General features: G+C 70.8%; 15 protein-coding genes. 5 read left to right on the top strand and 10 right to left on the bottom strand.

What is annotated here, in order from left to right; translation table 11 throughout:
* The first annotated feature begins 68 nt into the window (after positions 1-68).
* From FVP77_RS00620 to FVP77_RS00610, 3 genes are read left to right on the top strand one after another with little or no spacing between them, the layout of a single operon-like run.
* On the top strand, positions 69-1,181 hold the full coding sequence (locus FVP77_RS00620) for an alpha/beta hydrolase (protein WP_147892780.1): 1,113 nt from the start codon (positions 69-71) through the stop codon (positions 1,179-1,181).
* A gap of 22 nt (positions 1,182-1,203) precedes the next feature.
* A complete protein-coding gene (locus tag FVP77_RS00615) occupies positions 1,204-2,133 on the top strand; it encodes a cation diffusion facilitator family transporter (protein WP_147892779.1) in 930 nt (309 codons plus the stop codon).
* 12 nt (positions 2,134-2,145) lie between these two features.
* Positions 2,146-3,078 carry an LLM class F420-dependent oxidoreductase gene (locus FVP77_RS00610; protein WP_147892778.1) on the top strand — a complete coding sequence of 311 codons (933 nt, stop codon included), beginning with the start codon at positions 2,146-2,148 and terminating at the stop codon, positions 3,076-3,078.
* A 15-nt stretch (positions 3,079-3,093) separates the two neighbouring features.
* Here the strand turns inward: FVP77_RS00610 and FVP77_RS00605 are convergent, their stop codons facing one another.
* The 8 genes from FVP77_RS00605 to FVP77_RS00575 all read right to left on the bottom strand — a co-directional run bounded on the left by FVP77_RS00605 (position 3,094) and on the right by FVP77_RS00575 (position 11,400).
* On the bottom strand, positions 3,094-3,960 hold the full coding sequence (locus FVP77_RS00605; RefSeq protein WP_147892777.1) for a LysR family transcriptional regulator: 867 nt from the start codon (positions 3,958-3,960) through the stop codon (positions 3,094-3,096).
* 4 nt (positions 3,961-3,964) lie between these two features.
* Positions 3,965-4,681 (bottom strand): ABC transporter ATP-binding protein, encoded by a 717-nt coding sequence (locus FVP77_RS16975; protein ID WP_246133922.1) that lies wholly within the window; start codon positions 4,679-4,681, stop codon positions 3,965-3,967.
* Positions 4,665-5,588, bottom strand: a complete 924-nt coding sequence (locus tag FVP77_RS16970) for an ABC transporter ATP-binding protein (RefSeq protein WP_246133921.1) — start codon at positions 5,586-5,588, stop codon at positions 4,665-4,667. The genes FVP77_RS16975 and FVP77_RS16970 overlap by 17 nt, the downstream gene beginning before the upstream one ends.
* Positions 5,585-6,469, bottom strand: coding sequence for an ABC transporter permease (locus FVP77_RS00595; RefSeq protein ID WP_147892776.1), 885 nt, complete (start codon positions 6,467-6,469; stop codon positions 5,585-5,587). The genes FVP77_RS16970 and FVP77_RS00595 overlap by 4 nt, the downstream gene beginning before the upstream one ends.
* Positions 6,466-7,425 (bottom strand): ABC transporter permease, encoded by a 960-nt coding sequence (locus tag FVP77_RS00590; RefSeq protein ID WP_147892775.1) that lies wholly within the window; start codon positions 7,423-7,425, stop codon positions 6,466-6,468. Before FVP77_RS00590 ends, FVP77_RS00595 begins: the two co-directional genes overlap by 4 nt.
* Before the next feature lie 10 nt (positions 7,426-7,435).
* Positions 7,436-9,013, bottom strand: a complete 1,578-nt coding sequence (locus tag FVP77_RS00585) for an ABC transporter substrate-binding protein (RefSeq protein WP_147892774.1) — start codon at positions 9,011-9,013, stop codon at positions 7,436-7,438.
* A 72-nt stretch (positions 9,014-9,085) separates the two neighbouring features.
* The gene (locus FVP77_RS00580) at positions 9,086-10,273 is read right to left on the bottom strand and encodes an amidohydrolase (protein ID WP_222707683.1); all 1,188 of its coding nucleotides are present in this window, start codon (positions 10,271-10,273) and stop codon (positions 9,086-9,088) included.
* Positions 10,270-11,400 (bottom strand): LLM class flavin-dependent oxidoreductase, encoded by a 1,131-nt coding sequence (locus tag FVP77_RS00575; protein WP_147892773.1) that lies wholly within the window; start codon positions 11,398-11,400, stop codon positions 10,270-10,272. The genes FVP77_RS00580 and FVP77_RS00575 overlap by 4 nt, the downstream gene beginning before the upstream one ends.
* A gap of 299 nt (positions 11,401-11,699) precedes the next feature.
* Between FVP77_RS00575 and FVP77_RS00570 the strand changes: the two genes are divergently transcribed.
* Positions 11,700-12,041, top strand: a complete 342-nt coding sequence (locus tag FVP77_RS00570) for a carboxymuconolactone decarboxylase family protein (RefSeq protein WP_147892772.1) — start codon at positions 11,700-11,702, stop codon at positions 12,039-12,041.
* Between the two features lie 19 nt (positions 12,042-12,060).
* Here the strand turns inward: FVP77_RS00570 and FVP77_RS00565 are convergent, their stop codons facing one another.
* Positions 12,061-12,525 carry a nucleoside deaminase gene (locus FVP77_RS00565; RefSeq protein ID WP_187266760.1) on the bottom strand — a complete coding sequence of 155 codons (465 nt, stop codon included), beginning with the start codon at positions 12,523-12,525 and terminating at the stop codon, positions 12,061-12,063.
* A gap of 42 nt (positions 12,526-12,567) precedes the next feature.
* On the opposite strand from FVP77_RS00565, the gene upp reads away from it, so the two are divergent.
* Positions 12,568-13,200, top strand: a complete 633-nt coding sequence (gene upp, locus FVP77_RS00560) for a uracil phosphoribosyltransferase (RefSeq protein ID WP_116647733.1) — start codon at positions 12,568-12,570, stop codon at positions 13,198-13,200.
* A gap of 37 nt (positions 13,201-13,237) precedes the next feature.
* Here the strand turns inward: upp and FVP77_RS00555 are convergent, their stop codons facing one another.
* Complete coding sequence (locus FVP77_RS00555) at positions 13,238-16,777, bottom strand: TM0106 family RecB-like putative nuclease (protein WP_147892771.1); 3,540 nt, start codon at positions 16,775-16,777, stop codon at positions 13,238-13,240.
* Positions 16,778-16,870: the final 93 nt, after the last annotated feature.

Here is a 16,870-nt window from a genome sequence, read left to right as displayed (position 1 = left end):
GGTCGGAGAGCGGCGAGGTCTATCATCGGCCTTCGAGGGTGTATTCCCGCGAGAACGGAGAAGACCGCATGAACCTGTTCGACGGCATCGTCTCTCGATCGATCGAGACGGCCCGCCTTTCGGTGAACATCCTCGAGCGGGAGCACGACGACACCGAGACCCCCGCGGAGCGCACGGTGGTGTTCGTGCACGACACCGTCTCGTCGTCGTTGTTCTGGCAGGAGATCATGCAGGACCTCCCCGCCGAGCTGCGCGCGATCGCGGTCGACCTCCGCGGATTCGGCGGCACGGAGCACATGCCGATCGACGCCACCCGCGGCGTCCGCGACTTCAGCGACGATGTCTTCGCCGCGCTCCAGGTCGTCGGCATCGACACCGCCCACTTCGTCGGCTGGGGACTGGGCGGCGCCGTGGTGCTGCAGTACGCGCTCGATCACCCCGCCCTTTCCCTCACCCTCGAGGCCCCGGTCTCGCCCTACGGCTTCGGCGGCACCCGGCGCGACGGCTCGCGGCTGACCGACGACGACGCCGGATGCGGCGGAGCCACCGCGAACCCCGACTTCGTCCAGCGGCTGACGGACGGCGACGCGAGCGACGACGCGATCACCTCGCCCCGCAGCGTCTTCCGCGCGAGCTACGTCGCATCCGACTACTCGTCGGACTACGAAGACCTCTGGGTGCAGAGCATGCTCTCGACCTCCACCGCGGTGGGCAACTACCCCGGCGAGGGCGTCCCCAGCGGCAACTGGCCGGGCTATGCCGCGGGACCCCTCGGTGTGCTCAACACCGTCGCGCCCCGCTACTTCGACGTGTCGTCGATCGTCGACCTCGCCGACAAGCCCCCCGTGCTGTGGGTGCGCGGCAGCGTCGACGCGGTGATCTCCGACACCTCGTTCTCCGACGTGAACCACCTGGGGGCGCTGGGCATCGTCGCCGACTGGCCCGGAGAGGACGCCGCGCCCGCGCAGCCGATGGTGTCGCAGACGCGCGACGTGCTCGAGGCGTACGCGGCGGCGGGCGGTGCGGTCACCCAGATCGTGCTGGAGGGGGTCGGTCACACTCCGCACCTCGAGCGTCCGGCGCAGTTCCGTCAGGCGCTTCTCGCGGGGATCGGCTACATCGGAACCCCGTTCGACCCCGCCCCGCCGACCGAGGCCATCATCATCCGTTCCGCCGACTGAGCCGCACGGGAGCACGAACGACATGAGCGCCTCCGGCGGCAACCGCGCCATCATCGCCGCCTTCGCGGCGAACCTCGGAATCGCGCTCGCGAAGTTCACCGCGTGGATCTTCTCCGGTTCGGCGTCGATGCTCGCCGAGGGCATCCACTCCGTCGCCGACTCGGGCAATCAGCTGCTCCTGCTCCTCGGCGGCAAGCGCGCGCGCCGCGCGGCCGATCGCGAGCATCCGTTCGGCCACGGTCGCGAGAGGTACGTCTACGCGTTCGTCGTGGCGATCATCCTGTTCTCGGTCGGCGGGCTCTTCTCCATCTACGAGGGCGTCGAGAAGCTCACGAATCCGCACGAGCTCGAGAACGTCTGGATCCCGATCGTGGTGCTGATCATCGCGATCGGTCTGGAGTCGTTCTCGCTGCGCACCGCGGTCAAGGAGAGCAACCATTCCCGCGAGAAGGGCCAGTCGTGGGTGTCGTTCGTCCGCCGCGCGAAGGCCCCCGAGCTCCCCGTCGTGCTGCTCGAAGACGTCGCCGCGCTCATCGGCCTCGTCCTCGCGATGCTCGGCGTCGGGCTGACCGTGATCACCGGCGACTCCGTGTTCGACGCCATCGGCACGTTGATGATCGGCACGCTGCTGATCGTCGTCGCGATCGTGCTGGGCATCGAGACGAAGAGCCTCCTCGTCGGGGAGGGCGCGACCGAGGGCGACCACGACCGCATCGTCGCGGCGATCACCGACGGCCCGGAGGTCTCCCGCCTGATCCACATGAAGACCCTCTATCTCGGGCCCGACGAACTGCTCGTCGCCGCCAAGATCGCCTTCGCCGGCGACCTGGGCCTCCCGGAGGTCGCGGCCGCGATCGATGCGGTGGAGAGCCGCATCCGCAGCGCGGTGCCCGTCGCCCGCGTGATCTACCTCGAACCCGACCTCGACCGGACGCCGGTGGCCCCCGGCTGACAGACTGAGGCGATGGAGTACTGCCTGTTCACCGAGCCCCAGGAGGGCTTCGACTACGACGACCAGCTCGCCTTCGCCCTCGCGGCCGAGCGCCTCGGCTTCGACGCCTACTTCCGCTCCGACCACTACCTGCGGATGGCCCCCGGCGATCCCGGTCCCGGCGGGACGGACGCGTGGACGACGCTGGCCGGACTCGCCCGGGAGACGAGCACGATCCGCCTCGGAACGCTGGTCTCGTCGGCCACCCATCGCATCCCGGGCGTGCTCGCGGTGCAGGTCGCCCAGGTCGACCGCATGTCGGGCGGACGCGTCGAGTTCGGCCTCGGCACGGGTTGGTTCGAGCGCGAGCACCGCGCCTACGGCATCCCGTTCCCCGCGAAGCGGTTCGGAATCCTCGAGGAGCAGCTGGAGATCATCACGGGTCTGTGGCAGACCCCCGTCGGCGAGCGCTACGACTTCGCCGGACGGCACTACACCGTCGAGGACTCCCCGGCCCTGCCGAAGCCGGTGCAGTCGCGCGTACCCGTGATCGTGGGCGGCGGCGGCCCGAGCCGTACCCCGGCGATCGCCGCGCGCTTCGCGACCGAGTTCAACATCGGATTCGTCGCGGAGGACGTCGTCGCCGAGAAGTTCGCCGGCGTCCGTGACGCGTGCGAGAGCGCCGGTCGCGATCCCGAGACGCTGAAGCTCTCGGTCGCGATGCCGACGCTCGCGGGGGCGACCGATGCCGACCTCGAACGCCGCGCCGCGAACCTCGGGCGTCCGCTCGAGGCGTTCCGCGACGCGCCCGGCGGCATCGTCGGCGGCCGCGACGAGATCGTCGCGAAGGTCGAGCGCCTGCGCGCCCTCGGCGCCGAGCGCGTCTACCTCCAGCTGCTCGACATCCGCGACCTGGAGCAGGTGGAGTTCCTCGGCACGGAGGTGCTCCCCCACCTGCCGCGCTGACGCACGGCGCTGGGCTCAGGCCGACACCTGAGACTTCGAAGGAGCGAAAGCCCTCCGCGCCCCCACGGTCGCTGCGGCCCCGACGGCGGGGTCGACTCCGCGACGGGTGACCAATCGCACCGCGATCTCGCCTGCCCCGGGCAGATCGGGGCGTTCGTGAAGCCCCGCTGCCGAACGGACGTGCATGGGGAGCAACGCCGTGCCGAGCCCTGCGCGCACGGCGGCGAGGACGCCCTCCAGGCTCGACGACTCGGCGGCGATGTGCGCGGGGGTTCCCGATCGCGCCAGCAGCCCGAGGGCGTGCTGACGGATCCGGCACGGCTCGCGGTTGACGACGAGAGGCACGCCTCGCGGATCCTGGATCGCCAGTGGCCGCCCCGTGACCCATCGCAGTGCGAATCTGCCGATCTCGTTGCCCGGAGTGTCCCAATCGTGCCCCAGCACGACGGCGACGTCGATGAGCCCGGCCTTCAGACCCGCCCCGATGTGCTCGGCGTTGTCGACCTGCACCACGACACGACGGTTCGGAACGGAGCGCTCGAGCTCGGAGAGCACGGACGACAGCACGCTCGGCACGGCGTGCTCGATGCAGGCGACGACGATCGGGGTCTCCTCCAGGGTCTCGAGCGAGCGAAGGACGTCGTCGTGCACCGCCAGGAGCCGTCGGGCCTCGGCCAGCACGCGTTCGCCCGCCGCTGTGAAGACGATCCGCCGCGACGATCGCGTCACCAGCGTCGCGTCGAACCGCGTCTCGAGCGCACGCACGTGCTGGGATACAGCGGGTTGACTCACCCCGAGCGCTCGCGCGGCACCGGTGAACGTGCCGGCGTCGGCGATCTCGACGAGGCTCCGCAGAGCCACGAGGTCGAGCAGATCGTTCATCCCCTCACGCTACGGGAGCCCCTCCCGGTACGGCGTCGAGCAGACGCACGGTGTAATCATGGGTCGGATTCTCCAGGACATCGTGCGCGGCACCGCTCTCCACGACGCGGCCCGCGCGCATGACGGCGACCTCGTCGGCGATCTGCGCGACCACCGAGAGGTCGTGGGAGACGAAGACGTACGCGAGGCCGAGGTCGGCCTGAAGCTCGGCCAGGAGCGCGAGAATGCGTGCCTGCACCGAGACGTCGAGCGCCGAGACCGCCTCGTCGAGAACGAGCACCGACGGTGAGAGCGCCAGAGCACGGGCGATCGCGACCCGTTGGGCCTGCCCGCCCGACAGACGGGCCGTGGGTCGGTCCAGGAGCGAGGACGGGAGGGCGACACGGTCGAGCAGCTCGCCCACCCGGCGGCGGCGCTCCGGCGCCGGGGCGAGGCTGAAGGCGCGCAGCGGCTCCGCGACGGCCTCGGCGACCGTGTACCGGGGGTCGAGCGCCGATCGCGGATTCTGATGCACATACTGGATGCGGCGGCGGAGACCTCGCAGCTCGGCGCCGCGGTGGCGGGTGACGTCGACGCCCTCGAGCGACACGGTTCCCGCGTCGGCCGATTCGAGCCGGGCGAGGATGCGGGCCGTCGTGGTCTTGCCCGACCCCGACTCGCCGACGAGGGCGAGCGTGCGCCGGGCGTACACGACGAGCGAGACGTCATCGACCGCCGTCACGACGGGGGCGCCGCGACCGCGGAAAGACTTCGAGAGGTGCTCGACGCTCGCGACCACCGACACCCCGGTGTCGTCGTGGGGCACGGGCCTGTCGCGAAGCGACAACCGGGATCGCCGCGGGCGTCGCCGCCACGAGTTCGCGGGTGTAGGCGTGCTCGGGCCGGGTGAGAACGCGCGTCGCCTCACCGTCTTCGACGATGCTCCCGTCGCGCAGCACCAGCACGCGATCGGCGCGCTCAGCAGCCATGGCGAGGTCGTGGGTGATGAGGAGGACGGCGACACCGCGCTCGCGCGTGGCGGCGGCGAGCGCGTCGAGCACCGCCTTCTGGACCGTCACGTCGAGAGCGCTCGTGGGTTCGTCGGCGATCAGGACCCCGGGGTCGCCCACGAGCGCCTGTGCGATGAGCACACGCTGCTGCAGCCCTCCCGACAGCTCGTGGGGGAACCGGCGTCCGATGCCCTCGACGTCGTCGATGCCCGCAGCTCGGAGGGCGTCGTCGACGCGGTCGCGACGGTCGGCTCTCGTGCCGATGCCATGCACGCGGAGCACCTCGGCCACCTGATCGCGCACACGCCGCACGGGGTCGAGGCTCGTACCGGGATCTTGCGGCACGTAGGCGAGCCGCACCCCGCGGAAGGCCCGCATCCGCTCGTCGTCGTCGGGGGACAGCTCGTCGCCGTCCACACGCACCGCCCGCGCCGCGACCCGCGCATCCGGCGGAAGGAGCCCGAGGATCGCGTGGGCTGTGGTGGACTTCCCCGATCCCGACTCGCCCACGAGGGCGACGACCTCGCCGCGTTGCACCGAGAACGAGATCCCGGAGACGACGACGTCGCCGTCGTAGCCGACGGTCAGCGATTCCACGAGCAGGGCCGGCTCGACGGCTGGAGGCGTGAGAGCGGTCACGGCAGCAGAATCCTCTCCCGTTCGAGTTCCGCTGCGCCGGGCAGCGCACGACGCCGCCGCGACAGCAGACGGCCGCCGATCCCGTCGCCGATGAGGTTCGCTCCCAGAACGAGAGCGGCCAGGGCGACACCGGGGAACAGCATGAGCCACCAGCCCGTGTTGACGAACGCCTTGGCCTCGCTCAGCAGGTTGCCGAGGCTCGCGGTGGGCGCCGGGATTCCCGCGCCGAGGAAGCTGAGGGCCGCTTCGATGATGATCGCTGATCCGAAGACTGCGGACATCTGCACCCCCACCGGCACGAGCACGCTCGGCAGCACGTGACGCGTCACCACACCGAGAGGCCGGACCCCCGAGGCAGCTGCCGCCTCGACGAAACGTCTTTCCCGCACGCTCAGCGCCGACGACCGCACGAGCCGGGCGACCGCCGGCGTCTCGACGACGATGAGACACAGGATGAGGCTGCCCACGCTCGCACCCGTCGCTGCGACGACGGCCAGGGCGAGGAGCACGCCCGGTATCGCGAGGAGCCCGTCGCAGATGCGCATGATGAGCTGGTCGAGAGGGCGAACGAACACGGCGAGCAGGCCGAGGACGACACCGATGACGAGGGCCACGGCGGTGGTGGCGAGGGCGACCTGCATCGACATCCCTATACCCACGGCGAGTCGGGCGAGCAGGTCGCGCCCGAAGTCGTCGGTACCGAGCGGATGCGGCGCCGAAGGCGGCTGCATGCGCTCCTGCACCTGGGCGGCGTTCGGATCGTAGGGGCCCAGGAGCGGCACGACGAGCGCGATGCCCGCGCACAGGGCGAGCAGAATGAGGCCCCCGATGACACCGGGGCGCTCGCGGAGCGCGGCGATGCCGCGGCGCAGGGGGCTCATCGCCGCCCTCCCGCCGCAAGACGGATGCGCGGGTCGAGGAGGGGGTACAGGAGGTCGACCACGAAGTTGAGCACCACGTAGATGAGTGCGATCACGAGCACGGTCGCTTGGATGACCGGGTAATCGCGGCGGGAGATCGCGGTGACGATGAGCTGCCCGATCCCGGGGATGTTGAAGATCGTCTCGACCACGGCGGCGCCGGCAAGGAGCGAACCGAACGACCCTGCCAGCACCGTCACGATCGGAACGAGCGCGTTGCGCAGCGCGTGGCCGTAGAGCACGCCCGACGATGAGACTCCCTTGGCGCGGACAACGGTGACGAACGACGTGGAGAGCACGTCGACCACCGAGCTACGAGTGATCCGCCCGAGGAGGGAGATCTGCACGACTCCGAGCGCCACGGCCGGGAGCACCAGGTAGCTGAGGAAGGGGAGGATGCCCCTCTCGGGCGGCGCATACCCCGCGACCGGAAACCACCCCAGCTGCACCGCGAAGACGCGCACGAGCAGCAGCGCGAGCAGGAATCCCGGCACCGCCATGCCGAGAGTGGCGACGATCGACAGTGTCGTGTCGGCCGCACCGGCCCGCGTGCGCGCCGCCGCGACGGCCAGCGGAACCGCGACCAGCAGGCTCACGACCGCGGCGAGCAGCGCGATCGACACCGTGGGCACGAGCCGTTCGCCGAGCACCTCGGCCACCGGGGCCCGGAGGAAGATCGAGTATCCGAGATCCCCCCGGAGCACGGCGGAGAGCCAATCGAGGTATCCGAGCCAGGCAGGTCGGTCGAGCCCGAGCTGGGCGCGCAGCTCGGCGATCTGCTCGGCGGTCGCATCGTCTCCGAGGATGACGGTGGCGGGGTCTCCCGGCATCGCGTAGATCAGCGCGTAGACGACGACCGACATGACGACGACCACCTGCGCCAGCGCGAGCAGTCGCGCGAGTGCGTACCTCAGCATCGGGAAGGCACTACTGGGCGATCCGGGTGTTCCAGAGGATGGGTGCACCGTTCAGGGTCTGGTACCCCTCGACGTCGTCGCGCACGGCTCGGTACCCGTAGGAGTCGCCGATGTTGATCGTCGGCAGCTGCTCCCACAGGTATTCCTCGAGCGCGGCGCTGGCGGCCTGCTGCTCCACCGCGGTGATGGCGGCCGCCGTGGCATCGAGTAGGGCGGCGAGCTCGGGATCGTCGGCGCCGCCGTAGTTCGGAGTGAGGTACAGCAGCTGCGACGGGGTCGAGGGCACGAGGAAGGCGCCGGCGTAGATGTCCCACCCTTCGAGGCTGTTCCGCTTCTGGATGAGGGTCGCGTAGTCGTAGATGTCGAGCACCGCGTTCACCCCGATCGCCTGCAGCTGGCTCTGCAGGATCACGGCCGACTTGTAGTACACCTCGCCGTAGTCGTGGCTGGTGAGGATGCGGATCTCCCGCCCGTCGTAGCCGGATGCCGCGAGCTTCTCGCGCGCCAGGTCGAGGTCGGCGATGTCGAAGTACGTCTCCGATCCGGCGTCGGACCACCAGGCGGTGTTCTCCTCGTAGACGTAGCTGGGATTGAGTCGGTAGAGCTCGGGGTCCGAGACCACCGCCGTCATGAAGTCGTCGGCGTCGATGGCTGCGGCGACGGCCTCGCGGTTGTCCAGGATCGACCCGAACTCGCTGTCCAGGTTGAACACGACGACGTAGCCCGAGCTCAACTCGCGGGTGACGGTCACGTCATCCTGCGACTCGACCTGCGGCAGATTGTCGACGGTCACGTCGACGAAGTCGTACTCGCCGCTGAGGAAGGCGGAGAACCGGGTGGTGGAGTCGACGACGAAGTCGAAGGAGAGATTTTCGGTCGGGGCGCCCTTGCGTCCGGCATATCCGCTGGGCTCGGTATCGACGCCGACGTAGTCGTCGAAACGGGTCAGCTGCACGTCGCGATCGACGTTCCACTCGACGAACTGGTACGGGCCGGTGCCGACGTACTCCGTCACGCCCTCGGCCGGGGCCGACGCCGCGATCTCCGCAGGCATGATCGCCGCGAACTGCAGCGGGTTCGCGAGCTGGGCGAGCAGGTCGCCCTGCGGCTGCGCGAGGTCGAGGGAGACCGTGCGGTCGTCGACGACCTCGAACTCGCTGTCGCCCAGAAGCGTCTGAGCCCGCGCCGTCGTCGTCTTCCATCGGTTCAGCGACGCCGCGACGTCGCCTGCGTCGAGCTCGTCCCCGTTGTGGAAGGGCACCCCCTCCCGGATCGAGAAGGTCCACGACCTACCGTCCTCGCTGGTCGTCCACGACTCCGCCAGCGCGGGTTGGGGTGCGAGCGACGCGTCCTGGGCGACCAGGGTCTCGTAGATGTGCGCGTCGATGTTGGCGACCACGCCCGATGGGCTGATGTGCGGATCGAGCGTGGGAATGGTCGCGGCAACCGGATAGTGGATGGTGTCGCTGTATGCGGCCGCGGTGTCGTCGGCGCCCGCGGAGCCGGCGCAGCCGGCGAGAATCGTGGCGGCCGTGATCACCGCCGCGGCGGCGGCGAAGCGGGTGCGGTGTCGTCGGATCGAGAGCACGGGGTGTCCTTGGGCTAGGTGAGACGGGTTCGGGATTCGAGCGAGTGTTTCGGGGCGGGAGCTGACGGTCGATCAGACGCGCAGCCGCGCGAGGGCCTCCAGGGCGAGACCGGCGTAAACGCGTACCCCCACGGGGAGTGCGGCATCGTCTGCACGGAACGTGCCGCGGTGCACGCCCGTCGGTTCTCCCTCGCCGTCCCAGACGCCGAGGGAGACGAGCGCGCCGGGGGCGTGGTCCAGGTAGTAAGCGAAGTCCTCCCCCGCGCCCGCCTGCGTGAGGGGCACGAACGAGTCCGCGCCGATCACCTCGTCGGCGACGTGTCGGGCGATCGAGACGGATTCGGCATCGTTCACAACGGGCGGCACACCGCGGGCGTAATCCAGCTCGTGGCCCACACCGGTCGGAGCAAGGAGCGCGTCGACCAGCTCGTTCACGAGATCGGGCGCGTCGTTCCACGCCTGCCGGTTGCCCAGGCGCAGAGTTCCGCGCAGCAGCCCGGCGGTGGGGATGACGTTGGCGGCGTAACCCGCTTCGACCTGACCCCACACCAGCACCCCCGCGTTCAGAGGATCGATCCGGCGCGTGAGCAGACCCGGCAGGCCCGTCGCGACGAGTCCGATCGCGTAGACCAGATCACCCGTGTCGTGCGGCCGGGACGAATGACCGCCGGGCCCGGTGAAGCGGATGCCGATCGCGTCGGACGAGCTCGTCGCCGAGCCCGATGCGACACCGATCGTGCCGGTGCGCAGCTGCGGTGACACATGGAGCATGAAGATCCGATCAACGCCCGTCATGACCCCGGCCTCGACAGCGGCGAGCGCCCCGGTCATCACCTCCTCCGCCGGCTGAAACAGCACGCGGATGCGGCCGGGCAGCTCGGGGAGAGCGGCCAGGGCGAGCGTCGCGCCCAGGAGCGCCGCGGTATGGACGTCATGACCGCACGCATGCATCACACCGTCGGTCTCGGAGGCGAACGGCAGCCCGGTCTCCTCGCGCACAGGGAGCGCATCGAGATCGGCGCGCAGGGCGACCGTCGGTCCACTCACCGGTCCGAGGTCTACCACCAGCCCCGTCCCGCCCGGGAGCACGACGGGGTCGAGACCCGCGCCCCTCAGAACCCCCACGACGAACTCCGTGGTGCGCACCTCCCGGTGCGACAGCTCGGGATTCCGGTGCAGGTGGTGGCGCCACGCCACCAGGTCGTCGGTGTGGGCGGCGGCCCATTCCGCGACCGCATCGCGAACGAGCACCGCGCTCACACCGGCACCGCCGCACGCGTCTCGGCGTCGATCCGGGCGGCGCCCTCGCGCAGGAGACGTAGGAGCTCCTTCTTGAGCTCGAGCTCCTCCTGGGTGTAGGCCGTCGGGTCCATCCCGAAGATCTCCACCCCGTTGCGGTAGTGCGCGAGCATCGCTTCGGCAACCGTCTCGGGCGAGCCGACGAAGGCGGGCACGCTCTCGACGCCAGTGACGCGGGCGAGACCGAGGAAGAGACTGCCGTCGACCCAGTCCGACTCCAGGGACTGCTCGTAGATCCGCGTGCGGCTCACCGACTCGGGGCTTCCGATGTCGAGAGCCAGCAGCTCTTCTCGATTCTCGAGTTCGCGCACCACGCCCTCCGCGATATCGCGCGCTGTCTCGTCGGTCTCCGCGACGATGTGGTTGGCGTTGTGCCAATACCGCAGGGTGCGTCCGTGTGCGGCGGCGAGCGCCCTCACCCGCGACGTCACGTCGACGGTGTCGGCCAGCGATGTCGCTGGGATCGAGAAGGTGTCCGCCCACCGCGCGGCGACGTCGAGGGCGGCGGGCGACGACCCCGCCCACGAGATCTCGGCGTAGGGGGACGACGCGTTGCCGATCCCCGACAGCGCGTCGCGGACCCGGTAGTACGTGCCGTCGAAATCGAACGGTTCGGTCGAGGTGAGCTCGCGCACGTAGATCTCGAGGAACTCCGCCGCCCGCGCGTAACGCTCCTCCTTGCCGATGAAATCGCCGTCGCGTTGCTGGTCGACCTCGTTGTGCCCGGTGATGAAGTGGTGCACGAGTCGCCCGCCCGAGAGTAGATCGATCGTCTGTGCGAGACGAGCGGTCGTCGTCGGCGATTGGCGCCCGATGCGGTGCGCCGACACCGTCTTGAGGCGAGTGGTGTTCGCGAGCACCCACGACGATTGCGCGTAGACGTCGGGCCAGCCGCTGCGCTCGGCGATGAGCACACCGTCGTAGCCGAGCTCCTCCTGCTCCCGCGCGGCGCGAAGGACCGTCTCGGGGGTCGTGGAGTGGCGGACCGACCAGTTGCCGCCGGCCGCGGCGCGGCGCTGCACCACCGTCGCCGGGTCGCCGATGGCCGCCGTGGCCACTTGGAGGCGGGAGCGAAGTTCGATGGGCATGGAGGGCTCCGTCCGGGTAGGGAGTCGGCGGGCGGGGAACGGCCGACGTCCGGACCCACGGTAGACAGCGGGTGTCGGAGGTATCCAATAAGCAGCGGTTGGGGCGGCGGATAAGCCCTGCTTCTGGTCAGGCGTGGCGCATATACCCCAGGTCGTAGGTTATTTTCAGGGCCTTCCCGCCTCGCATGTGACGGCTGCTTTCGTTACGGGACGTGACGACGCCGAACCTGTGGCTATGCTCGCCTCGTCCCGCGACGCTGCCGAGCGTCCGCCATCGGGACCGACGAGACGAAGGACGCATGGCCGAGCACTTCTACGACCCCGATGATCGCGCCTACACCCGTGTCTACAAGGAGCAGACGCCCGACATCCTGGCGGCCTTCGCCGCCTTCGACGGCGCCGTGTTCGCCTCGGAGGGCCGCGAGATCCCCCTCAAGTACCGCGAGCTGATCGCCCTCGCCGTCGGTGTCACGACGCAGTGCGTGTACTGCATCGAGGCGCACTCGACGAAGGCGCAGGCGGCCGGCGCGACGCAGGGCGAACTCGCGGAGGCCGCGTGGGTCGCCGCCGCGCTGAAGGCGGGCGGCGCCTTCGCCCACGGCCGACTCGGGTTCAAGTTCACGGCCGACCACGAGCACTGACCGGGGCGGGCCGGCGAGGTCAGTCGCGGCGGGCGGCGAAGAACTCCCGCAGCAGAGCGGATGCTTCGTCACCGAGCACGCCCGCGACGACCTCGGCCCGCGACGGCAGCCGCCGATCGCGGACGACGTCGTACACGGAGCCCACCGCGCCCGCCTTGTCGTCCCAGGCGCCGAACACCAGCCGAGACACGTGGGCCTGCAGCATCGCGCCCGCGCACATCACGCACGGCTCGAGCGTGACGGTGAGCGTGCAGCCGGCGAGGTTCCAGGAGCCCCGGGACGCCGCCGCGCGCCGCATCGCGACGATCTCGGCGTGCGCGGTGGGGTCGTGATCGACCTCGCGGAGGTTGCGTCCTTCGCCGATGACGGTGCCCGCAGCATCCGTCACCACCGCCCCGACCGGCACGTCTCCGCCGGTCCCCGCAGCCTGCGCCAGCACCAGAGCGCGCCACATCGCGGAGATGTCGGCGGGCGCGGGGTTCATGCGGACTCCGTGATCGGGGCGCGGGACGGGTAGATTCACCCTATGCGTGTGCACGTCGCGGACCACCCCCTCATCACCCACAAGCTCACGGTGCTGCGCGACAAGCGCACCCCGTCGCCGGTCTTCCGTCAGCTGACGGAGGAGCTCGTCACCCTGCTCGCCTACGAGGCGACCCGCGGTGTGCGCGTCGAGCCCTACGAGATCCAGACGCCGGTCACCACGACCACGGGCGTGCGCATCAGCGAGCCCCGGCCGCTTGTCGTGCCGATCCTGCGCGCCGGGCTCGGCATGCTCGAGGGCATGGTGAAGCTGCTGCCGACGGCAGAGGTCGGCTTCCTCGGCATGGTGCGCAACGAGGAGACCCTCGAGCCGTCCACGTACGCCGAGCGCCTCCCCGACGATCTCAGCGACCGCCAGTGCTTCGTGCTCGACCCGATGCTCGCCACCGGCGGCTCGCTCGGCGCGGCGATCGAGTTCCTCTTCGCGCGCGGCGCGCAGGACGTCACCGCGATCTGCCTGCTCGGCGCCCCGGAGGGGGTCGCCGCGATCGAGAAGCAGATCGCCGGCCGCGACGTGACCCTCGTGCTGGGCGCCCTCGACGAGCGCCTGAACGAGAAGGGCTACATCGTGCCCGGTCTCGGCGACGCGGGCGACCGCCTCTACGGCACCGTCTGACCGGGGCGCATCCGCTCGGCTCCGACGGCCAGACCCGTCACGCCGGTACGGCCCGCACCAGACGGGCGAAGCCGCTGAGACGCGCGACGCCCTCCGGCGTGCGGGGCAGGTCGTCGAGCACGCCCGGAGAGTAGACGAGGTAGGCCGCCTGCATCGCGCGGGAGAGCCCGACGTTCAGCCGGTTGCGCAGCAGGAGGAACTCCAGACCGCGCGGCGCCTCGCGCCCCGACGACGCGGCGAGCGACACGATCGCGACCACGGCCTCCTGCCCCTGGAACCGGTCGACAGTGCCGACACGCACCTCCGCGAGGCCGGCCGCAGCGAGGGCCTCCTCGATCAGCACCTGCTGCGCGTTGTAGGGGGTGACGACGATGACGTCGGCGGCCGCCAGCGGTCGGGGCTCGCACGTCACCGGCTCCCCCGCGTCGTCGATCTCGCTCGATGTCCACGCGCGACCGACCAGACCCGAGACGATCTCGACGACCGCCTGCGCCTCTTCGGGTGAGCGGGTGGCGTTGCCGACGTGGTGCACCGGTACGACGTGGAGCCCGGGGTCCACCCCGTCGAGCGAGCGCAGCGCGGTGAGAGGGTGCGCGGCGAGCCGGCCCTCGTACGACAGACGCGAGACCGGATCGGCCACCGCCGGGTGCATGCGCCACGTGCGCGAGAGGAAGTACCCGACCTCGGGCGGCACGACCTCGGCGCCGTCCATGACCCAGCCGAGAGCCGAGGTGTCGACGGGCTCGGGGTGCGCACCCTGGCTGACCTGAGGAAGCTGCTGCGGGTCGCCGAGCAGCAGCAGCCGCGACGAGGCGAGCGAGACCGCGATCGTCGAGGCGAGCGAGAACTGCCCCGCCTCATCGATGACGAGCAGGTCGAGGCTCGCTCGGGGGATGCGGCCCTCGTGGCTGAAGTCCCACGCCGTGCCCCCGACGACGAAGCCGGCGGCGTTCTCGGCTGCGAAGGCGGGCACGCCGTTCTTGGGGATCGGTGTGAAGGTCAGCCCGGCGGCGTTCGGATCTTTCGGCGCCTTGCCCACCTGCTGGGGAGGCACACCGGCTGCGACGATGCGGTCGAGCATGTTCTCGACCACGGCGTGCGACTGCGCGACGACGCCCACCTTGTAGCCGTGCTCGCGCACGAGCCGTGCGATCGCGTGCGATCCGACGTAGGTCTTGCCCGTTCCGGGAGGGCCCTGCACGGCGAGGTAGCTGCGGTCGAGGTCGAGGATGCTGCGCACGATCGCGTCGACGTCGTCGCCCTCCTGCGGCGCGAGCGCCCCCGACCTGGTGCGCGGGGGCCGTCGGCGCAGGATGTCGGTCGCGGGGTCGGCCGGGAGCTTCGGCGCGGCCTCGATCAGGGCATCGGCCCAGGCGTCGATCGCCAACTGCTGGTTGCCCGCGCGCGGCGGCGAGTCGGGGGTCAGCGCCAGAGGAAGCCGCTCCCAGGTGTTGCCGTCGACCGCGGTCTCTTCGATGATCGCGCCGTCGTCGAGCACCTCGACCACGCGCACGCTGCGGGCGCCGTGGATCCAGCGGGGGCGCTCCTCCATCGGGAACGGAGCCGGGAGTTCGTAGACCGCGAAGGGCGAGCCGCCCGCGCTGAGTCGCGTGCCCGGGGCGAGCTCGCCGCGCAGCTCGACGACGCGGCGTTCATTGCCGCGGCCGGACTCGGGGAAGTGCCAGTCGTCGATCACGCGCGACCGCGCCGTGTCGACGATGACCACATCGCGATCGTCGTTCCACAGCGACAGCGGTTCGCGCAGCCTCAGGAAGTGCGCGGCCCAGAAGGTCTTCGCCTCGCGCGGGTAGTAGTCGATCGCGGCTGCGGCGAGGCGGAGCGCCTGACCGTCGACCTCGTCGGCACCCAGCGACAGCCGTTGCAGCGCCGTCGCCCGCGGCGACGGCTCGTAGCCCGCCTCTTCGGGCTCGGGGTTGCCCGCCGGACGGAGCCCCGCCTCACGGGCCCGGTCGACGAGCCAGTCGCGCAGGCGCCGGGTCGAGACGCAGTCGTAACGGTTGTAGTCGGCGAGGTCGGCGAGGACCGCCTCGGATGCGGCGGAGTCGCCGTCGGCGGCCAGTGCCCGCGCCTCGACGTAGCGCACGATGGAGTCGTCACCGCGCTGCACGTCGCTCGTGCGCACCTCGTCGCCCATGTAGAGGGGCTCGAGCTTCTTGATCGAGTACGACCGCGACCCCACCCGCAGGGCCCGGCGCACGACCGGGTAGAGGTCGACGAACACGCCGTCGCGCAGCAACCGGTCGACGTCGCCCTCGCGCACGCCGTAGCGCGCGGCCATGGCGAGCAGATGCGTGGGCTCGTAGGGGGCGTAGTGGTAGATGTGCATGTCGGGGTGCTGCCGCCGGCGCAGCGCGACGATGTCGAGGAAGCGTTCGAGCGCCTGCTTCTCGTCGGCGAAGCTGTGCGCCCAGATCGAGGAGTACGTGTCGCCGAGGTCGACCCACCCGAAGAGGTAGTCGATGCCCCACTGCGTCTTACCACCCCCTGTCGCGTCGCCCTCGGTGTAGAGCGGGTCGCCCTCGAAGTCGAAGAACATGTCGCCGCGATCGGGCCTCGGGAGCGTGGCGAGAGCCGGTGGGAGCACCACCTCGTAGAGCGGGACGGGATGCGGGTCGGTGACGGACGACGACTCGGTCGTCGGCACGCCGGCGGGGCTGACCAGTTGCAGCCGGGCCTGCGTGCGCAGCATCGCGAACACCTCCGGGTTCATTCCCGCGGGAACGTCGGATGCGGCGGCCAGGGCATCGATCGTTCCGATGCCCGCCGCGCGCAGGCGCTCCCGCTGCAACGGCCGCATGCCTGCGACGAGCAGCAGGTCGCGGGATGCGACGACCTCCTGCTCGCAGGTGGCGCATCGCCCGCACGCGACGACCTCGAGCGCACCGCGCCCGTCGCCCCACGCGATCGGAGCACCGGCGGCGCCGCTGGGAAGATCGCGATCGGCGATCAGCGCCCTCAGCCGCGCCCGGCGCAGATCGAACACGGGAAGGATGTCGTCGACCCGGTGCACGCTCGTCGTTCCGTCACCGAGCAGGAGTTCGACCGTGTCGGCCCGAGCGACGCCGAGCCGGTCGAGCTGGTCGACGTATGCGGCGAGCTGCATGAGGGCGGTCACCCGAGCCCGGCGGGCGAGCTTCGTGTCCTGGACGATCCAGCGCGGCGCGGCCTCCGCGTCGTCGCGCACGAGGAAGTCGGCGAACCCCACGAACTCGTCGGTCGCGAAGGCCGCCTGGTAGACGACCGCGGCGTCGGAGGCGAGGGCGGCGTTCGTCGCGGCGACCGCCTCGGCCATGCCCTCGGCGTTCGACGAGCGGGTCTCGGCGATCTCGACCACGCGGTCGCCGTAGCGCGCGCGGTAGTCGTCGAGAACGCGCAGCTCGTGCGCGGTGCCCAGTCGGCCCGCCCGCTCGAGGGTCGCGTCTTCGGGGTCTTCCACCGCCGGCACGCGGCCGAGCTTCGCGTCGATGGCGCGCAGCCACGCGAACTCGCATTCCGCGGCCGCCTTGAGGTCACTGGCACTCCAGACCAGACGGCCCTCGTTCTCGATGTATCGCATGTCGCCCTTCCGCTGTCGAGGCTAGCCGGGGGCACCGACAGGACGGGACCCGCCACCCGCCCCGTCCACGATCGCGCCGCACCTGAGAGACTG

Source organism: Microbacterium hatanonis, from assembly GCF_008017415.1.
Lineage (GTDB): Bacteria > Actinomycetota > Actinomycetes > Actinomycetales > Microbacteriaceae > Microbacterium > Microbacterium hatanonis.
The sequence above is the reverse complement of the archived record's forward strand: the minus strand, read 5'-3'. Positions and strand labels throughout refer to the sequence as shown.

Bases quoted from the DNA above. Each gene is read 5' to 3' on its own strand.
- FVP77_RS00620 (WP_147892780.1), top strand. From the start codon at position 69: ATGAACCTGTTCGACGGCATCGTCTCTCGATCGATCGAGACGGCCCGC.
- FVP77_RS00615 (WP_147892779.1), top strand. From the start codon at position 1,204: ATGAGCGCCTCCGGCGGCAACCGCGCCATCATCGCCGCCTTCGCGGCG.
- FVP77_RS00610 (WP_147892778.1), top strand. From the start codon at position 2,146: ATGGAGTACTGCCTGTTCACCGAGCCCCAGGAGGGCTTCGACTACGAC.
- FVP77_RS00605 (WP_147892777.1), bottom strand. From the start codon at position 3,960: ATGAACGATCTGCTCGACCTCGTGGCTCTGCGGAGCCTCGTCGAGATC.
- FVP77_RS00595 (WP_147892776.1), bottom strand. From the start codon at position 6,469: ATGAGCCCCCTGCGCCGCGGCATCGCCGCGCTCCGCGAGCGCCCCGGT.
- FVP77_RS00590 (WP_147892775.1), bottom strand. From the start codon at position 7,425: ATGCTGAGGTACGCACTCGCGCGACTGCTCGCGCTGGCGCAGGTGGTC.
- FVP77_RS00575 (WP_147892773.1), bottom strand. From the start codon at position 11,400: ATGCCCATCGAACTTCGCTCCCGCCTCCAAGTGGCCACGGCGGCCATC.
- FVP77_RS00570 (WP_147892772.1), top strand. From the start codon at position 11,700: ATGGCCGAGCACTTCTACGACCCCGATGATCGCGCCTACACCCGTGTC.
- FVP77_RS00565 (WP_187266760.1), bottom strand. From the start codon at position 12,525: ATGAACCCCGCGCCCGCCGACATCTCCGCGATGTGGCGCGCTCTGGTG.
- upp (WP_116647733.1), top strand. From the start codon at position 12,568: ATGCGTGTGCACGTCGCGGACCACCCCCTCATCACCCACAAGCTCACG.
- FVP77_RS00555 (WP_147892771.1), bottom strand. From the start codon at position 16,777: ATGCGATACATCGAGAACGAGGGCCGTCTGGTCTGGAGTGCCAGTGAC.